This window comes from Clostridium bowmanii (assembly GCF_018861315.1).
Taxonomy (GTDB): domain Bacteria; phylum Bacillota; class Clostridia; order Clostridiales; family Clostridiaceae; genus Clostridium_AD; species Clostridium_AD bowmanii.
This window is the reverse complement of the sequence record NZ_JAHLDL010000055.1, coordinates 1-17,656: the sequence shown is the minus strand read 5'-3', so window position 1 is coordinate 17,656 and position 17,656 is coordinate 1. Positions and strand designations below refer to the sequence as shown.

Here is a 17,656-nt window from a genome sequence, read left to right as displayed (position 1 = left end):
ACAAAATGATAGTTGATTAAACTTACTGTCGTTTGTGTTCTCCTATATTTATTTTCCATGAATTTATTATAGTACTATTTGTGTATGTTTTGAATTATTTTATACATTATATTTAGTCTATATAAATATAATGATTGCGCTAACGTTCAATGCTATCCATCCCACATCTAAAGGAGTGGGCTTTTCGCACAAGATCGGTAATAGTCTGCTTCTAATATAAATTTACTTTCTATTTCTTTATATTGCTCTAACTTCTCAATTTTTATAAGAAAAAAGCTAATTTGATTTTGCATCTTTATAATACTTTTTCTCATTTCTGCTATGGCTATTCTATCCATAATTATTTTTTTGTTATGTCTTTGTTGATTGTTATCAAACTTTCGCTTTTTCTTTCGTATTTTTTCTTTTCTTTCGTTACATTCCATGATTTTATTTTTTATATAAAGTCCGTTAGAATACTTTAAAAAAACTTTTCTATAATTTTTAAAAATAATCTTCTTTATAAATTTAAACTTTTCCCTTTTGATAAAAATACGAAAATCTTGATTTAATTTTCTACTTTGTTGTAGTTCTAATGCAAGTTCACCTTCTAATTTATTTAAATGAATCTTAATAATCTTAATCTCATGTTTGCTCACTTTAATATTATCATTTAATTCTATTTGTTTTTTCTGATAACCTTCTATTTTTGATTTATTTATTTTTATATTTATGAAAAACAATTTTTCATTTGAATCTATAATTTCAGACGTAAATTTTGGTATCTTCAAAAGTTTGCATATGTCATTTCTAGCTTTAGTTAAAGCCTCAATTGATTTTTTCATTCCTTCTAAAATAGGATTACTAAGCTTAAATTCTATTAGGATAGAATCGTATATTTCATTATTTTCTAGCAATGATATAATCCCTCCTTAAGTCAAATAATCCACTTCCATTTAAATATATTTTACCATATTTGTTGATGTTCTGCAAAATCTAATGATTTTTTAAACTTAAATATTATATTATTTTTGATTTTATGTATATATTTTTATACCTGGGATATACTATTACTGTAATCAACTAGCCAACATTAAACACATAGTGGGGAGATGTTAGTTATGTTAATCAAAAGATTTATAGTTTTAAGTGTAGGCAGTATTGCTAAGGCTAAAAACGGAGATTACTAAATAAGTCCATATGCAATTTAAAATATGGATGAATCCATATGTGAATATGGATTCATCCATATGTGAATATGGATTAGTAAAGCCAATGATTATTTAATATAATCATTGGCTTTATGCTTTTTATCTTATTATATCTATCTTGATGCCCTAGAATTTCTAGGTTGTTGACTTCTCGCTTGAGTTTTCCCATTTCTTCTCGCATAACCGTTTGAAGAAGATTTTCCAGTAGAAGCTTTTTTTGCATTATCCTTAATGGCCACTATTGGTACATTGCTCGCAGGATAAGGATGATCCTCCACTACTGGTATTGATTTTGTTATAAGCTTCTGAATATCCTTAAGAAAAGGTTTTTCTTCTACGTCACAGAAGGATATTGCAACTCCACCAAGCCCAGCTCTACCAGTTCTTCCTATTCTATGAACATAAGTCTCTGGTATATTGGGCAAATCAAAATTGATTACATGAGTTAATTCATCTACATCGATACCTCTTGCTGCAATATCTGTTGCCACTAGAACTCTTGTAATTCCCGCCTTAAAATTATTCAAGGCAAGTTGCCTAGCACTTTGAGATTTATTCCCGTGAATAGCTTGTGCCTCTATTCCTGAATTGTTAAGGTCCTTAGTGATTTTATTAGCCCCGTGTTTTGTTCTTGAAAATACCAAAGCAGAAATTATGGACTTGTCTTTTAGCAAATGTATAAGAAGTGGCTTTTTATCCTTCTTATCTACAAAATACACTGATTGTTCAATAATTTCAATAGTAGATGAAACAGGAGTCACTGCTACCTTTACTGGGTCAACAAGAATAGAATCCACTAGTTTTGAAATTTCTGGTGGCATAGTCGCTGAAAATAGCATAGTTTGTCTAATTTTAGGTAGTTGCGCTATAACTTTTTTTACATCACGCAAAAATCCCATATCAAGCATACGATCTGCCTCATCAAGCACAAACATTTCCACATGATGTATATTAATAAATTTTTGTTGCATTAAGTCAAGTAATCTTCCTGTTGTTGCAATTAGTATGTCTACACCATTTTTTAATGCTTCAGTTTGATTTTTCTGTGATACACCACCAAAAATAACTGCACTAGTAAGATTCATATGCTTACTATAAGCATCAAAACTTTCTCCAATTTGAATTGCTAGTTCCCTAGTTGGTGCCAGTATTAGTGCCTTTATATTTTTAGGTCCTTTTATAACCTTTTGCTTTCCACAAAGAATTTGAAGTATAGGGATAGCAAAAGCTGCGGTCTTTCCAGTTCCTGTCTGAGCACATCCTAGAAAGTCTTTTCCTGCCAATATACTAGGAATAGATGCCTCTTGTATAGGTGTAGCTTCTACATACCCTTCCGTTGCTAAGGCTTTTTTTATTGGTGTAATGAGATTTAAATTTTCGAATAACATTGTTTTCTCCTTTGAAAGTGGTCGTCTTGAACTTTAAATGTCGCAAATCACTGATATCCTGTTATGAATCTTCTTGAAAATTGGAAACAACAACTTTCGTACATGATTATATTGCATCTAAGAAACCACCCTTTATTAGTCATATGAGTATATTTAGGCTGATTAATCTTCATTTTAACTCTGACTTTATAGGTCTTTATGTATAAATAAATTTGTTTCACTTATATCAACTTCAATTTTATATTTATTTTAATTTAATTGTTCGTTGCACTCATATTTTTTAATTATATCATATTTCGACTCTTCTTGCTATTCTTCTAATTATTATAAAAACTATTGCAACATAATAGTTATAGGTTTAATAAGAAATGAATATAAATAGAGATTTATCATAAACTATGTCTACAAAATATTTTGATTTAAAGAAGGAGCTATTGTTATGAATGAAAACTTTAATTTTCCTACCAGCGTACCTGAGCAAAAACAAGATAAACAACCTGGACTCGAATCACTTATGAATCCAATGCCTATTTTTGATGATCCAAATTGTATAGGCTCTGGAAAATTAATAAATAAAGTTGCCTTAATTACAGGTGGTGATAGTGGCATTGGTAAAGCAGTTGCGTTATCTTATGCCAGAGAAGGCGCTGATATAGCCATAGTATATCTTGATGAACATAAGGATGCACAGGAGACAAAAAAACTTATTGAAGCAAAGGGTAGAAAGTGTATTTTAATTCCTGGAGATATAGGCGAAGATGATTTCTGCAATGATGCTGTAAAAAAAACAATAAGTGCTTTCAATAAAATCGATATCCTTGTGAACAATGCTGCAGAGCAACATCCCCAAAATAGCATTGAGGATATTACCGTGGAGCAACTAGAGAAAACTTTTAAAACAAATATTTTTTCTATGTTTTATATGGTGAAAGCTACACTCCCTCATTTAAAAGAGGGTGCTACAATTATAAATACTTCCTCAGTTACAGCCTATGAAGGCCATAAAACACTAATTGACTACTCCTCAACTAAAGGAGCAATAGTTACTTTTACTCGCTCGCTAGCCCTTTCCCTAGCAAGTAGAAAAATCCGAGTTAATGCAGTTGCTCCAGGTCCTATATGGACACCTCTTATACCATCTTCCTTCAGTGCTAGTGAGGTTGGTAAATTTGGTAACAAAACTCCTATGGGAAGACCAGGTCAACCTGTAGAGCTTTCTGAAACTTATGTATTTTTAGCTTCTGAGGGTGCTTCATACATAAGCGGTGAAACTATCCATGTTAATGGTGGAGTTATTATAAATGGCTAATGCCATCGTGACAAGTGGCATACTTCTTGCCACTTGTCACGATGGCACCTATTTTTTAGTGTTGAATATGGAAATATTTTTACTGAATTTGTTAATATATCCACACATATAATAGAGGTACATAGGCAATTATATATAGCAAAAGTGTTATTAAAAAGTATTTTTACTCATTGTAATTTCAACAAAAATCTTTCAATGACAATGTTATCTTTTTTGTAAAGGAGATTATTATGATAAAGAAAAAAAATGCCTTAATACTTCTTATTAGTTTACTTCTCAATATAGGAAACATAACAGTAATTCAGGCTACAAATGCTGCTTTTATTTCAGGAGATAATACCTATAATATAACAATGAAGCAGGACCTACTCTGCCTAATGATAGCTTATCCTGAATATATAACAAATATCGAAGCAAATAATGGATTTGTATATCTAGTAATGAAGTCTGGGAAGAAAATACTTTACGATGACAAAAAAAACAAAATTTTTCAAGAAAAACTATCAAGCCCCGACCTTCAAGATACTCTAGAACAAATCTATCCCCTTTCGCCTATTAAAAGTATTATGGAAAACAATTTTGACCCTGGTCGTTTAAGGTGCTATGAATTGTTATCTGAAGTTTATGGCACATCAAAACAAGCTATAGAGTATAAACTTACAAATGTTAAGGTAGGTTACACTAATTATCAATTCAATAGCAATAATTATGCAGCTAAATCACTACAATCTGTTATGAAAGAAGTAATGCTCCTTTCAAAAGATAGCCAAAATGTGAGAAAGTGCCTTTTTCCTTGCAGTGGTACTTTTAATTATCGGGTAATTTCAGGTACGAATAGATTGAGCCCTCATGCTTTTGGAATTGCTATTGATCTTGCTAGTGATAAGAGGGATTATTGGAAATGGGCTTCTAAAGAAGCTGGAGAAAAACGATTATCCTCCTATCCAAGTAACCTTGTTGAAATTTTTGAAAACTATGGTTTTGTGTGGGGAGGCAAATGGTCACACTTTGATATTCTTCATTTCGAATACAGGCCTGAATTTATTTTAAAGGCTCAATATTTCACAAATAGGGTGGATTCAAAAAATCCCTGGTATGAAGGTGCGCCATTACAACAATTACCTATAAAAAATGCCGTAGATAAAATAGATGCATTAATAAAATAATAGGAGAAGAATATTATGAATTTCTTAAAATCGAAAAAATTACAATCCTATAAAATTAGATTATTTGTATTTATAATGCTTCTTTCCTTACAGCTTACCTACTCCATACACCCCTATGCTGCTACGGATGATTCAAAAAAAGAAGTGACTAGCTATATAGAGCAGATTTTCCAAAGAAGAAACAAAGCTATACTCAGCGGTGATTTAGAATTAATAAAATCAATTTATAACATGAACACAAAATATGGAACTTGGGCCTATGAATATGAAAAAAGAAAAATGAACTATATTAATAATTGGGCACAAAAACAAGGAGTTAAGTTTATCGGTATTACACCAACGATAATAATAAAATCAATCAAAGGTAACATTGATAATTGTTCCGTCTACTTATTGTGTTCCACAGAGTATAAGTATGTATATGAAAATCAGCCAGAGATAGAAAACATATCAAGAATTGGAACATACCACATATTACAACTTACTAGTAAAGATGGCTCTTGGATAATTTCTAAAGAATGGTATAAAGATCCTTTTGGAGATTCGCTAAATTTAGATAATATAAAGGCTGACTCCATAAAAGCCCATATTCTATCTCAAAGTGCAAGAGAATTTTCTACTTTACACAAGAGGAGAATAAATGCTATAGAATATGCTGATAAATATTGTGGTGCTGCAAGTACAGCAGAATTTGAATATAAGTATAATAAAAAATATAGGGACTATAATCCCCAGGGTGGTGATTGTGCAAACTTTGCATCACAAATTCTTTTTGAAGGTGGAAAATTCAGAAAAAATTCTGCTTGGAACTATGACAAAAACGGAGCAACAAGAGGTTGGCTCAATGCAGATGGTTTCATTAAATATATGACAAATAGTGGTAGAGCATCAGTTATCGCCTATGGTAGCTATGACAAAGTATATAAAGCTAGTTACAACCTACTACCAGGAGATTTTGTTGCTTACGAAAAGAAAAATGATGTCACTCATATTTCTGTGGTGACAGGAGCAGATTCAAAAGGATACTCCTTAGTTAGTTGTCATAATTCAGATAGAAATAAAGTGCCCTGGGACCTTGGATGGAGCAATAAAAGCATAAGATTTTGGTTAGTTAGAGTTCATTATTAATAAAAAATATTAAAAGCTGATGATATTAAACCCTCAGCTTTTAATATGATTTATGCCACTTACGAAGTTGTTGCACCTATTTTTTAAATATCCATAATAATCGGAAAAATAATTGGTCTACGCTTTGTTTTTTCATATAGATATCGCTCTACAGATTTCTTCATATTTGATTTTAATACATACCACTCAATAATATTATTGTCTAAGCATTTATTTAGTTCAAGTCTTACAATCTCTTTTACTTCATTAATCAATTCATCTGATTCTTTCGCATATACAAATCCACGAGTTATTATATCTGGTCCTGCAATAATACTATACGATTCTCTCTCCAATGTAACTACTATAGTGAGCATACCATCTTCTGCTAAATGCTTTCTATCCCGAAGTACTATACTTCCAACATCACCAACCCCAAGTCCATCTACAAATACAGATCCAGTATGTACCCGCCCTATGACTTTAGCTTCTTCCTTTGTAATCTCTAATACCTGCCCCGTTTCCATGGTAAATATATCTTTTTCCTGCATACCTAATTTTTGGGCCAATTTAGAATGTTGCTTCAGATGCCTGTATTCTCCATGAACTGGCATAAAATATTTAGGATGAACTAGTGCATGAATTAATTTTATTTCTTCTTGATATGCGTGGCCTGATACATGCACCTCTTCTAAATCCTCGTAAATTACTTCTGCTCCTCTTTTGAATAACTCATTTATTACTCTAGATATAAGTTTCTCATTGCCTGGAATTGGAGATGCAGAAATAATATACAAATCCTCTGGTTCAATGGTTATTTTTCTATGAGTGCCAAAAGCTATCCTAGCAAGGCCTGCCATAGGCTCTCCCTGACTTCCTGTAGTTATTATTGTGATATTTTCGCTTTTGTAATTGCGCATATCGTCCATACTTATAATGTATTCTTCCGGTATATGAAGATATCCTAGTTCCATAGCTACTTGTGAGATGTTCTCCATACTCCTTCCACTAAAAACTATTTTTCTATTATACGTTACAGAAGCATCAGCAATCTGTTGCATCCTATGAATATTTGAAGCAAAGGTTGCTACAATGACTCTTCCCTTTCCGCCCGAAATTATTCTTGTTAGAGTTTTTCCAATGGTTTTTTCTGAAATTGTATGCCCTTCTCGTTCTACATTTGTGCTATCAGCCATAAGAAGCATTACGCCCTCTTTACCTAAATTTGAGATACGTTCTAAATCCATGACTAATCCATCAATAGGAGTAAAATCAATCTTAAAATCACCAGTATGTAATATTACACCCAGCGGTGAATGAATTGCAATAGCACAGGAATCCGCTATACTGTGTGTTACCCTTATAAATTCAATCTTAAGGTTTTGTAGTTCTATTATGTCACCTGCATTCACATTGTGGAGTTCACAATCGGATAATAAATTGTGCTCTTTTAACTTATTACCAACTATTCCCAACGTTAATTTAGTACCATAAATAGGTACATTCAATTGCTTTAGGATATATGGCAATGCTCCAATATGATCTTCATGTCCATGCGTTAAAAAAATGCCTTTTACTTTTTCCGCATTATTTTTTAAATAAGTTATATCTGGAATTACTAGATCCACACCATACATTTCCTCATCAGGAAATGATATACCGCAGTCTATTACAATAATTTCATCCGCGTATTCAAATGCCGTTATATTCTTACCTATTTCTCCAAGGCCTCCCAAGGGAATAACCTTTATAAACTCTTCGTCTTCCACTAAATCCTCTCCTTAATTTATATGCATCAAATTATTAATTCCATTTTCTTTATTTTTGCCTTGTATTATGAAATTAATACCTTTTTTTGAAAATACCTTATAGAATACTAAAAAAATTAATGAGCACCCTAATAGTATGAATAAAACTATTAAAACAATAAAATATAAGGAGATAAATTAATATGAAGACTGAAGAGCAAATTAAATCTGAAGTTACAAGACAGGTTATTGACAGCATGAAAACAACTTTAAATGAAGAATTAACTCAAGTTGAGAAAGAGTTTGAAGAAACTTATAAGAATAAACTAGAACAGGAGCTACAGTATTCATTAGAGCTTGCAGAAACTGGCCTTCAACACAATTCTAGCAAAACCCTTAAAGTTGAAAACAAGAAATTAATACAACAATTAGATAGCATACGAGTTGACAAAATGAAGGTTGAGAACAAATTAAAAACGTTAAATGAATTTGAAAATATTTAGTTTACCATAGTCCTACAATTGGATTTGGAAAAAAGCCTATTAAAATAATATGGCTTTTTTCCGAATTTTCTTTTATGCTTTAGACTTGGTATATTTTAATAATTAGTCATTATATTTCATAATTGTAAAGATATAATATATTATAAAACAAAAAAAACAAATACATATGCTAAAATTTTATGTAAAGTAAGTATTTCTTTAAACCTAAATTTGACTTATTCTTTTTAATATAGTAATATTTAGTTGAATGAATAACTATTATATTATGCGTAATATGTATATTTTAGTATAGATAAGGAGAATTGACACACCATGAATATTTCTACTAAAGGAAGATACGGTTTAAGAGCAATGGTTGACATTGCTGTGCATTCATTGGGAGAATATATTCCCTTGAAAGTTATCGCTGAAAGACAGGCTATCTCAGAAAATTATCTAGAACAAGTTTTTTCGGTACTTAGAAAGGCCAAGCTTGTAAAAAGTGCAAGAGGTTCGCAGGGCGGTTATACTTTATCAAGAGTAGCCTCAAAAATTACTGTAGGTGAAGTTTTAAGAATACTTGAAGGTGATTTAAGTATTACTGGTGATGATGATGGAGCCCTAGGACTTGATAAAACAATAAAGGTTTGTATAAACACCATGGTATGGCAAAAGGTTAATGAACAAATCAATAAAGTTATGGATTCTGTTACTCTACAAGATCTTGTAGAAAAGTACAAAAGTCTCAATACAGAATATACCTTAGATTTTATAATATAATCAAGAAATACTATCATCTAAATTTTCTAAATTCAAATTAACATATAAAGTAAAATAAAGATAAGCTGTTATATAATAGTTTATCTTTATTTTACGTAAATCTAATAATATTAAATCAGGAAAAATCTCTAACTCAAAATATAATAACACTTAAATTTTATTCTATGTATCTACACTAAGAATGTAAAATCTTTTATTTTGGTAATCCAAAAATAAAAGGTATAATAGCAAATCCACCGTGATCTTCAATTTACTCCACTAATTTTGTAGTTCTTGGGACTTTAATTTCTTTTTCTAATTGTTCTCACCAGAAGATACAAAGGCAAAGCACAAATTAAAAATATTAATATATCTTCTACAAAATTTAAACTATTAAAACCATTTGTGGTACGCTTAAATCCAATAAAACCCTCGACTACATCTTTTACAATACTCCCCAATATTATAGCTATCAACAAATTCCAATCCAGAACAAACTTTTTTTCCTTGTTATTCAAGTATTCATCTCCTTATAATAATAATAATAATAATAATAATAATAATAATAATAATAATTTACATTCATTTAAAATGTTATACAATACCTAATAATTTCATCCTAATTCAATTGAATTTATACCATATAATTCGATATAAGGCGCAAAATGCCTCTATATCCTTTGTAAAATATAGAAGCTACAATTGCTGTATAATATTTTATTTGTTAAATTAAGTTCTCTAATCACAATTAAGGCATAATCCCAAATCCAATAATAATTAATATAGAACATATAAATAGAACTGTATTACCTCCAAATCCAACTTTAGATAAAATTCTAACAAGCTTACTTTCTTGTATATTTGAGGGTTTGATGTATCCTATCCCCAATATCCAGTAAACCAATAATAGAAGTAAATTCAAACTACTTGATGCCATTATTGGCAGAAGTTCAGAATCGCTTATTCTTAATCCCGATACCCAAGCAAATATGCCAAAAACTAATAATAAACATGCTATAACAACTAAAATAGTTCTGATAATTGCAATAAGCTTTTTAATAACAATTCCTCCTACTCACTAAAATTCTAATAAGGAAACTGGAAGTTATTTGAATCTTATTTATTTAGAACGTCTAAGTATAATTTAACATTAAACTCTTTTTTCCACTCTACCATCTTAGCTTTGTATATTTTTTCACTCTCTGCATTCAATAAAGATGATTTTATCGAAGTTGTAACTTCTGTATCTAATGTTCTCTTTACTGCTGCTTTTATTGCCTTAGCTTCAATTATGTGATAACCAAATGATGATTTAACAGGTGCGGATATCTGATTTGTTTTTAAAGCATTTAAACCTACCATAAAATCGGGATCATAATTAGCATTGGTTTTAGCAATTTCTCCTAAATCTTCAGATATAGGCAATAACTTATCTGAAGCACTTGCTGCAGCTGCAGTTACTTTTGCTTTATTCGCCTCATATTGTTTAAATAGTGTTTGAAAAGTTACAGTCTTATTTTTTATTTTAGTATCGGCTACTTTTGCTTCTGCCTCAGTTTGAAATAATATATGCCTAGTCGCTACTGTCGCTGAGTCAACAAAAGTTTCCTTGTTTGCTGTATAGTACTCTTTAATAGCTGCATCGGTTATTTTTATATCTTTTGTTAAATATATTATAACTGCTTGGCCTATTTCTTGTTCTCTAAACGCTACTTTTAAAGTGTCTAAAGTATATCCATAAGTTGCTAAATCTGCTGTAAAAGCTGCCTCACTGTCATAATTAGCCTTTGAAGCTGTAATTCTTGCCTCCACTGCTTTAGTTAAAGCTTCATCTGTAGGTGTAACCTTTAACTCTGTTGCTTTTTTAAATAAAATTTTCTTTTCTATTATCTGATTTAAATATTGTTCTTTAGCGGTATCAAACTCTTTTTTAGAGGCCGCGTCTTGAGTAGTTGCAAAATCTTCACCATACTTAGTTTTCAGCTCTTTTATTTTAGTTTTTAAATCTGTTGCATAAACATCAGCTAATGTAATACTCTTTCCTTCTATTTCACCTACAATGACCTTTTCTTCTGCTGTTTTAGCAGGTACTTCTACTGTTTTGGTAGTTGCTTTTTTACCACACCCCGCTAAGGTTAGCCCCACTGTAACTATCATTACTGATATAATTAATTTTCTAAATTTCATTATTAAACCCCTTTTTATTTATTATTTAATTATCTATTGATCTATTTAAATAAGCGCGCTGTGAACTTACCACACTTTAGAAGTAGGAGCTTCAGGTAATAAAAAAGCACCTTACTTATGACCATAATTTACAATAATATAATCCGTGTTTGATTTTAACTTATCTTTTTTCCTAATTCAAATAGTTTTGGCATTTCTAGCTCATCATACTTTCCTATTAGATGATATCTATTTTGGTATCTAACATACATCATTCCTGTACTATTTACCTTAGTTACCCTTCTTTCAATTATTTTATCGCCACTTACCTTTACTTTCACTTTCATTATTTAAATTCCTCCCTCGGTTTATATCAATTTTACTTAGCCTATCATATTGTTGAATTAAAGGGTAAGTCAACTTAACTTTATCTCTAACCCTAACTGATGTATATATATTTATTAGGGTTGTCAATATAAAATTTAATTGGGGACAAATCAGTAATCATACTAGTATCTAAAGTCAACCAAGTCAATTTAGTCAATCCACTTAAAGCTTCTACATTTGTGATTTGATTAGAATTTAAATGTAATACGTCCATATTAGTTAATCCTTTTAAAGGTGTTATATCGCTGATTTGATTATTTGATAAATCCAACTCCCCTAAGTTAGTTAACCCTTTTAATGGTGCTATATCGCTAATTTTATTATTTCTTAGCCACAACCTAGTCAAGTTAGTCAGCCCTTTTAATGGTGTTAAATCGGTAACATTACTATCCCATATTTGCAAAGTATCCAAGTTAGTCAACCCTTGCAATGGCTCTATATTGGTAATTATATTATTAGATAACCTCAAAGTAGTTATGTTAGTCATTCCTCTTAAAGGTTCTAAGTTGCTGATTGGTTGGGTAACTAAATCTATAGAATCTAATTTGTTGTATCTTTCGTTATAAAATGTCGAATTACCCGCAGGAGCCTCAACCATACCTTGAAATTCGTTATACAAGGTAAATATCTTCATAACCACTTCATAGGCATCTTAGTTTTGAGCACAAGGATTAACCAAATCATCCATATACGATTGCATTGTAGCTATTTATAATTATTCCAGTTGGTACATTACCATATATTTTAAAACACTACAATATATATTTTATTATACTAAGCTTCTTTTAACGCATCATTTATTAACACAAAAGAACACCTTATCATATTGAATTTACCAATATAATAAGGTGTTCAACTCGCACTTCCATAACATAAGTATATTAACTTATTCGTATGCCATCATAGAAGGATTTTGTTAAACGTTTACCATTATACAATTACCTCTTGTCGCCCTATCCCTCAAACTCCTCAGGATATTCTGCATTATGATAGACATCCTGCACATCTTCATTCTCTTCAAGCATATCTATAAGCCTTTGTACCTTACCTGCACCCTCTAAGCTAATAGGTATCATGTTATCAGGTATCATTGTAAGCTCAGCAGAAGCAAATTCAAATCCTGCCTTTTCTAGCGCTTCTCTTACTGTTCCAAAGTTTTCTATAGCTGTTATAATTTCAAACATTTCTTCTTCTGCGTTAAAATCTTCCGCACCTGCTTCTAGAGCTAGCATCATGATTTCATCTTCATCCATCTCTTCTGTTCTTTCTATTATAAGCTGTCCTTTTTTAGCAAACATCCAACTTACGCATCCAGCTGCTCCCATATTCCCATGATGTCTGTCAAAAGCATGCCTTACGGTTGCAACACTTCTATTTTTCTTATCTGTTAGTGTAACCACAACTATAGCAACACCTTCTGCTCCATAGCCTTCATAAACTATTTCTTCGTAATTTACACCCTCTAGCTCTCCAGCACCTTTTTTAATTGCTCTAGCTATTGTGTCTGCAGGCATGTTATTAGATTTAGCTTTTGCAACTACATCTCTAAGATGAGCATTAATATCTAAATTAGATCCACCATTTTTAGCTGCCATTATTATTTCTTTACCTAATTTTGTAAATATTTTACCTCTTATAACATCAATCTTACCTTTTCTCTGTTGTATGTTATGCCATTTTGAATGTCCCGACATTTGAAATTCCTCCCAACTAACTATTTTATGTGTGAAATTTTTCTAAGCCATGTCTAATATATAGCAAAAATTCTATGAATTAGTTATAAGTACATTACTTTTCCATTATATCATAGAAAGAAAGTACTTTTCAAATAAAAAAAGAAAAGTATTTACACTTTTCTCACAATTACCAAATGATAAGGCATATCCACATATTATTCGTACAATCTATGCTCTAATTTGAAGTACATTTTTGGTTCATCCTCTTCGAACAGTGCTTTTCCAGATGTAACATTAGTTATTTGAGATTCAAATTTTTCTAAATTATTAAACTCACATAATATATTAATTTTCACTTTATCAGTATAATCTATATTTTCTATATGATTGTTTCCTTCTGCACACACATATTGTAGCTTTCCAAGTAAGTCATAATCGATTTCTATTTTAAGGGAAATACCTTTAACTTTTTCCACTACCCCAGCCTCTTTAATAGCTAGAGAAGCGCCTTTAGAATATGCTCTTGCAAGGCCTCCAGTACCTAGGAGGATTCCTCCAAAATATCTTGTAACCACAACAACAACGTCTGTAAGTTCGCTCTTTTTTAAAACCTCTAGCATAGGGATTCCTCCTGTGCCATGAGGTTCTCCATCATCACTATATCTTTGTATCATTCTTTTCTCACCAATTATATAAGCATAAACATTATGACGTGCTTCTTTATGCTCATCTTTAACCATTTGTATAAATTCTTTAGCTTCCTCTTCAGTTTCAACTCTTTTGCCATGTCCAATAAAAACGGATTTTTTCTCCTTGAACTCTGCTTTGGCCTCATCTTTTATTGTAAAACAACTCATTCAATTTCTCCCGTCTACCCATAAATCTTCTAAAACAAAATTCAAGGTAAGCCTCTAGTTTCATCTATATTTTCTCAATCAATAATAAAAAATTCTCTGCAGCATCTATTATGTATTTTTTTTCTGTGTTCTCATATAAGTACTTTATTTTTGTAATAGCTTTTTCACTTTTTATCTTCCCAAGAGATTTTATTGCATAACTTATCACTTGTGGATTCTCATCTCCAAGGGCTCTAATTAATGCCACTTCCGCTCTATTATCTCCCATCTTTCCCATAGCTGAAACTGCCATTCTCCTTATATTTATTGATTTATTCACTGAAGCTTTAATTAAAATATCTAAACAAGAAGCTTCTTTTAATTCCCCTAAAATCCATACTGCAGCCTCTTTGTCTCTAGGAAACATTTCTCCATAACTAGTTTTTATTAACTCAGTTAATTTATTTTTATTATCCTCGCCCATTGAATTTAAGAAATTAATCTTATCTTCTTTTCCAGCACTAGCAATACTCTTAAAAAGTTCAGAAGGGTCATTGCTTTTAACTAAAAATCTATATTTTATTTTACCATCTATAATATGCTTTTGCACAATGGAATTATCTAAATTTCTTATTTTACATATAGCATCCATAGTTTTGCCCTCTAAAAATAAGAAGTAAGATATTTCCTCCTGAGAATATTCGCTAATGCACTGCCAATCAAAGTCCACTAATCCCTTTTTCAAAAGTTTCTCTCCTTGCCTTGTAGATATTTTTGTTACTTTTCACACAATATCTCTGCGATAATTTTTATTCCTTCTTCTATTTGAGATTTTCTTATTTCTGAAAAACTCAATCTAAAATAATTATTCCCTTGCTCTGCATTCTTATAAAATAAAACTCCTGGTGTAATTAAAACTTTTCTATTTTTACACCTATAGAATAAATCCATAGAATTAATCTTTAAATTATCAGCTACTTTAAAATAGAAATTAATTCCTCCTCCTGGAGTGAAATAACTAACCTTAGTACCTAAATACTTTTCTATACAACTTAACATAAAATCATATTTTTCTTTATAAACCATATTAAGATATTTTATATGTTCCTTCCATAAATCTTTATTTATATATAAGTCCAAAGCACGTTGCATAAGACTTGAAGTTGATATGTCTGTGTTGATTTTTGAATTTTGAATATACTCTTTATATTTTTCAGGTGATATCATGTATCCTAGCCTTATTCCTGGAAGAAATATCTTAGAAAAACTCTTAATATAAATAACCCTATCATTTAAGTCCAAACTCTTAAAACTCTTATATTGCTTTTGGTCATATATTAATTCAGATAAATAATCATCTTCAACAATATAAAAATCATATACCTCTGCCAGTTCCAATATTTTAAGCTTCTTCTCTAAACTATAAGTGGCTCCTGTAGGATTTTGAAAATAGCTCATAGCATAAAAACATTTTATTCTATTCTTTTTTAGTATTTCTTCAAATTGTAGCAAATCTATGCCATCTTCTAACATTTCGGCCTCAAATATATTAGCCCTTCTCCATTTAAAAACCGTTAGTGCACCACCATATGTAGGCTTTTCTACAACCACATTGTCATGAACATTTATTATAGATTTTGACACTATATCAATACCCTGTTGTGCACCTGATAGAATCAATATGTCTTCATTATTAACCTTATTGTCCCAAAAAAAACTACTTATACTATTTCTAAGTCCCTCATACCCTAAAGATTCCTTATACGCGAAAGCCTCTGCACCATCTCTATCCAAAACTTCATTTAATACATCTTTAAACACTGTTACTGGAAAAAACTCACTACTGGTGATTTCACCTGTAAAATCCACATATACTTTAAGGTCTTCCCCATGGATTTTTTTTAAAGTATTAGAATATTCTTTTTTAAACTTTATGTTTGTATCTCTTCTTTTAGCATAAGTTCCACTACCCATCTTTTGATATGCATATCCCTCAGCCTCAAGCTTCTTATAAGCACTAACTACTGTAACCTCATTAACCTTCAATATCTTTGCTAGCTTCCTTATAGAAGGTAATTTTTCACCATCGTCAAAGTTATTTTCATCAATCATTTTTTTAAAATACTTTGATATTTCTAAGTACTTTGGAATTTCACTACTAAATTCGATTTCATATTTATGCATATATCCACCCATTTACTTTAAAAGTGTTAAACAAAGTAAACATTTTGCTTAAATAAGATTTTATCCTTGTTCAACTTAAAATCTCTACTTTCCTTTTTAATAATATCTCTTTCCCATAGTTTATTAAGCAATTCTTCCATGTCTATATCAAAGTCCTTAAACAAATCTTCTTCCATAATTTCCTCTGCACTTAGAAACATATCTTTTTCTCTCATATAATTTAAAAGCAAGGCACAGTCGCTCTTAATATTTTTGTTTATGCTTTTTTCTAAAAAATCCATAGTCTCTTGAATAGTCTCTGCAACATTTGATTTTTCAAAAAATAATTTATCAACACATTGTTTAAACCCATCATTTAAATTCAAAGCCATTGACAAAACGTCCTTGCTAATCATATATCCTGAGGAGTTAACAAAAAGTCTTGAGTACTTCTCTATACACCTTAAAGCAGTACTATAAGAAGTATATATACCATTGCTTGACAAGTATTTTTTACATACCCCTATATCCTTTAAAAGTTTTCCTAAAAAACACATACCCCAACGTTCTCTATCAACATCCGGGAAAAATCTACCGCCGTCAAACCTTACCGTTATATCCATATCTTTTGAAAATACTAACCTTGAAGATGAGAAAATTCTATGTATATATCCGCCTTTTAGATTGTCAGCATAAATCTGTATAAATTTTTCTTTACCCATGAGTTTAATATGAACAGGAACACCTTTTTCCTCAGTATGTATATCTCTAATTTTCGAGAAACTCTCCTTAACAATTACGAAAAGATCAATATCAGATTCTTCCCACAAATCACCGGTAACCATACTTCCGAAAACCATCACTGATAAAACAGATTCATCAACTTTTATTCTATCTACTACACTATTAAATGCCTTTTGATATTGTAAAATAGTTTTTGTCATTCCCATTCCCCCCAGTTTTTAAGTGTTTTAGTGCCTTAAAGATAAACCTTTATATGTATACTTTATTAACATTAATTCTTTTGAAAAAATTACAATTGCTGCACTTATATATATGAGTACAAAATTTATTATTATCATCAATCTCCATATTGGCAGTGTAATCATCATAAAATTCTTGTATTATTCCTTTATCCTCCATTATAGCACTACACTTTTCACAGTTGCAAATTTTTCTTTCAATTTTCTTCAATTCGTAATTTAAAAACAACAAATAAAACCAGCTATACTAAAGCTAACGTTGGTTCAAGAAGTGTTCTTACTTCCTCGCTGCAACC

Annotated in this window: 17 protein-coding genes; 5 read left to right on the top strand and 12 right to left on the bottom strand. The window is 30.7% G+C overall.

The features are described 5' to 3' along the window. Positions 1-167: 167 nt before the first annotated feature. Positions 168-896: a hypothetical protein gene (locus tag KPL51_RS21840; protein WP_216166347.1), complete on the bottom strand. Its 729-nt coding sequence runs from the start codon at positions 894-896 to the stop codon at positions 168-170. 407 nt (positions 897-1,303) lie between these two features. Then, a complete protein-coding gene (locus KPL51_RS21835) occupies positions 1,304-2,578 on the bottom strand; it encodes a DEAD/DEAH box helicase (protein ID WP_216166345.1) in 1,275 nt (424 codons plus the stop codon). 439 nt (positions 2,579-3,017) lie between these two features. Here KPL51_RS21835 and KPL51_RS21830 point away from each other — a divergent pair, with 439 nt between their 5' ends. From KPL51_RS21830 to KPL51_RS21820, 3 genes are all read left to right on the top strand, one after another. Then, a complete protein-coding gene (locus KPL51_RS21830) occupies positions 3,018-3,887 on the top strand; it encodes an SDR family oxidoreductase (protein WP_216166343.1) in 870 nt (289 codons plus the stop codon). A gap of 230 nt (positions 3,888-4,117) precedes the next feature. Continuing rightward, the gene (locus KPL51_RS21825; protein WP_216166341.1) at positions 4,118-5,053 is read left to right on the top strand and encodes a M15 family metallopeptidase; all 936 of its coding nucleotides are present in this window, start codon (positions 4,118-4,120) and stop codon (positions 5,051-5,053) included. A 15-nt stretch (positions 5,054-5,068) separates the two neighbouring features. Further along, the gene (locus KPL51_RS21820) at positions 5,069-6,181 is read left to right on the top strand and encodes an amidase domain-containing protein (protein WP_216166339.1); all 1,113 of its coding nucleotides are present in this window, start codon (positions 5,069-5,071) and stop codon (positions 6,179-6,181) included. A gap of 83 nt (positions 6,182-6,264) precedes the next feature. On the opposite strand, the gene KPL51_RS21815 is transcribed toward KPL51_RS21820, so the two are convergent. Further along, positions 6,265-7,929 (bottom strand): ribonuclease J, encoded by a 1,665-nt coding sequence (locus tag KPL51_RS21815; RefSeq protein ID WP_216166337.1) that lies wholly within the window; start codon positions 7,927-7,929, stop codon positions 6,265-6,267. 182 nt (positions 7,930-8,111) lie between these two features. On the opposite strand from KPL51_RS21815, the gene KPL51_RS21810 reads away from it, so the two are divergent. Further along, the gene (locus KPL51_RS21810) at positions 8,112-8,411 is read left to right on the top strand and encodes a hypothetical protein (RefSeq protein WP_216166334.1); all 300 of its coding nucleotides are present in this window, start codon (positions 8,112-8,114) and stop codon (positions 8,409-8,411) included. 312 nt (positions 8,412-8,723) lie between these two features. Beyond that, entirely contained in the window at positions 8,724-9,170 is a 447-nt protein-coding gene (locus KPL51_RS21805) for an RrF2 family transcriptional regulator (RefSeq protein ID WP_216166333.1), read from the top strand. 281 nt (positions 9,171-9,451) lie between these two features. Here KPL51_RS21805 and KPL51_RS21800 read toward each other — a convergent pair whose 3' ends face one another. The 9 genes from KPL51_RS21800 to KPL51_RS21760 form a co-directional block, all read right to left on the bottom strand. Further along, the gene (locus KPL51_RS21800; protein WP_216166331.1) at positions 9,452-9,667 is read right to left on the bottom strand and encodes a hypothetical protein; all 216 of its coding nucleotides are present in this window, start codon (positions 9,665-9,667) and stop codon (positions 9,452-9,454) included. Positions 9,668-10,265: 598 nt separating this feature from the next. Next, positions 10,266-11,336, bottom strand: a complete 1,071-nt coding sequence (locus KPL51_RS21795) for a peptidyl-prolyl cis-trans isomerase (protein ID WP_216166329.1) — start codon at positions 11,334-11,336, stop codon at positions 10,266-10,268. Positions 11,337-11,491: 155 nt separating this feature from the next. Further along, entirely contained in the window at positions 11,492-11,662 is a 171-nt protein-coding gene (locus KPL51_RS21790; protein ID WP_216166327.1) for a hypothetical protein, read from the bottom strand. 92 nt (positions 11,663-11,754) lie between these two features. Continuing rightward, complete coding sequence (locus KPL51_RS21785) at positions 11,755-12,336, bottom strand: leucine-rich repeat domain-containing protein (protein WP_224854668.1); 582 nt, start codon at positions 12,334-12,336, stop codon at positions 11,755-11,757. A gap of 319 nt (positions 12,337-12,655) precedes the next feature. Then, positions 12,656-13,396 carry a YebC/PmpR family DNA-binding transcriptional regulator gene (locus KPL51_RS21780; RefSeq protein WP_216166324.1) on the bottom strand — a complete coding sequence of 247 codons (741 nt, stop codon included), beginning with the start codon at positions 13,394-13,396 and terminating at the stop codon, positions 12,656-12,658. A gap of 197 nt (positions 13,397-13,593) precedes the next feature. Next, positions 13,594-14,235, bottom strand: coding sequence for a YigZ family protein (locus KPL51_RS21775; RefSeq protein ID WP_216166322.1), 642 nt, complete (start codon positions 14,233-14,235; stop codon positions 13,594-13,596). Between the two features lie 64 nt (positions 14,236-14,299). Further along, the gene (locus KPL51_RS21770; RefSeq protein ID WP_216166320.1) at positions 14,300-14,959 is read right to left on the bottom strand and encodes a HEAT repeat domain-containing protein; all 660 of its coding nucleotides are present in this window, start codon (positions 14,957-14,959) and stop codon (positions 14,300-14,302) included. A 32-nt stretch (positions 14,960-14,991) separates the two neighbouring features. Beyond that, positions 14,992-16,398, bottom strand: a complete 1,407-nt coding sequence (gene pdxR / locus KPL51_RS21765; protein WP_216166318.1) for a MocR-like pyridoxine biosynthesis transcription factor PdxR — start codon at positions 16,396-16,398, stop codon at positions 14,992-14,994. A 26-nt stretch (positions 16,399-16,424) separates the two neighbouring features. Next, entirely contained in the window at positions 16,425-17,321 is an 897-nt protein-coding gene (locus tag KPL51_RS21760; protein WP_216166316.1) for a nucleotidyltransferase domain-containing protein, read from the bottom strand. Positions 17,322-17,656: the final 335 nt, after the last annotated feature.

Bases quoted from the DNA above. Each gene is read 5' to 3' on its own strand.
- KPL51_RS21835 (WP_216166345.1), bottom strand. From the start codon at position 2,578: ATGTTATTCGAAAATTTAAATCTCATTACACCAATAAAAAAAGCCTTA.
- KPL51_RS21830 (WP_216166343.1), top strand. From the start codon at position 3,018: ATGAATGAAAACTTTAATTTTCCTACCAGCGTACCTGAGCAAAAACAA.
- KPL51_RS21825 (WP_216166341.1), top strand. From the start codon at position 4,118: ATGATAAAGAAAAAAAATGCCTTAATACTTCTTATTAGTTTACTTCTC.
- KPL51_RS21820 (WP_216166339.1), top strand. From the start codon at position 5,069: ATGAATTTCTTAAAATCGAAAAAATTACAATCCTATAAAATTAGATTA.
- KPL51_RS21810 (WP_216166334.1), top strand. From the start codon at position 8,112: ATGAAGACTGAAGAGCAAATTAAATCTGAAGTTACAAGACAGGTTATT.
- KPL51_RS21805 (WP_216166333.1), top strand. From the start codon at position 8,724: ATGAATATTTCTACTAAAGGAAGATACGGTTTAAGAGCAATGGTTGAC.
- KPL51_RS21795 (WP_216166329.1), bottom strand. From the start codon at position 11,336: ATGAAATTTAGAAAATTAATTATATCAGTAATGATAGTTACAGTGGGG.
- KPL51_RS21790 (WP_216166327.1), bottom strand. From the start codon at position 11,662: ATGAAAGTGAAAGTAAAGGTAAGTGGCGATAAAATAATTGAAAGAAGG.
- KPL51_RS21785 (WP_224854668.1), bottom strand. From the start codon at position 12,336: ATGAAGATATTTACCTTGTATAACGAATTTCAAGGTATGGTTGAGGCT.
- KPL51_RS21780 (WP_216166324.1), bottom strand. From the start codon at position 13,396: ATGTCGGGACATTCAAAATGGCATAACATACAACAGAGAAAAGGTAAG.
- KPL51_RS21775 (WP_216166322.1), bottom strand. From the start codon at position 14,235: ATGAGTTGTTTTACAATAAAAGATGAGGCCAAAGCAGAGTTCAAGGAG.
- pdxR (WP_216166318.1), bottom strand. From the start codon at position 16,398: ATGCATAAATATGAAATCGAATTTAGTAGTGAAATTCCAAAGTACTTA.
- KPL51_RS21760 (WP_216166316.1), bottom strand. From the start codon at position 17,321: ATGACAAAAACTATTTTACAATATCAAAAGGCATTTAATAGTGTAGTA.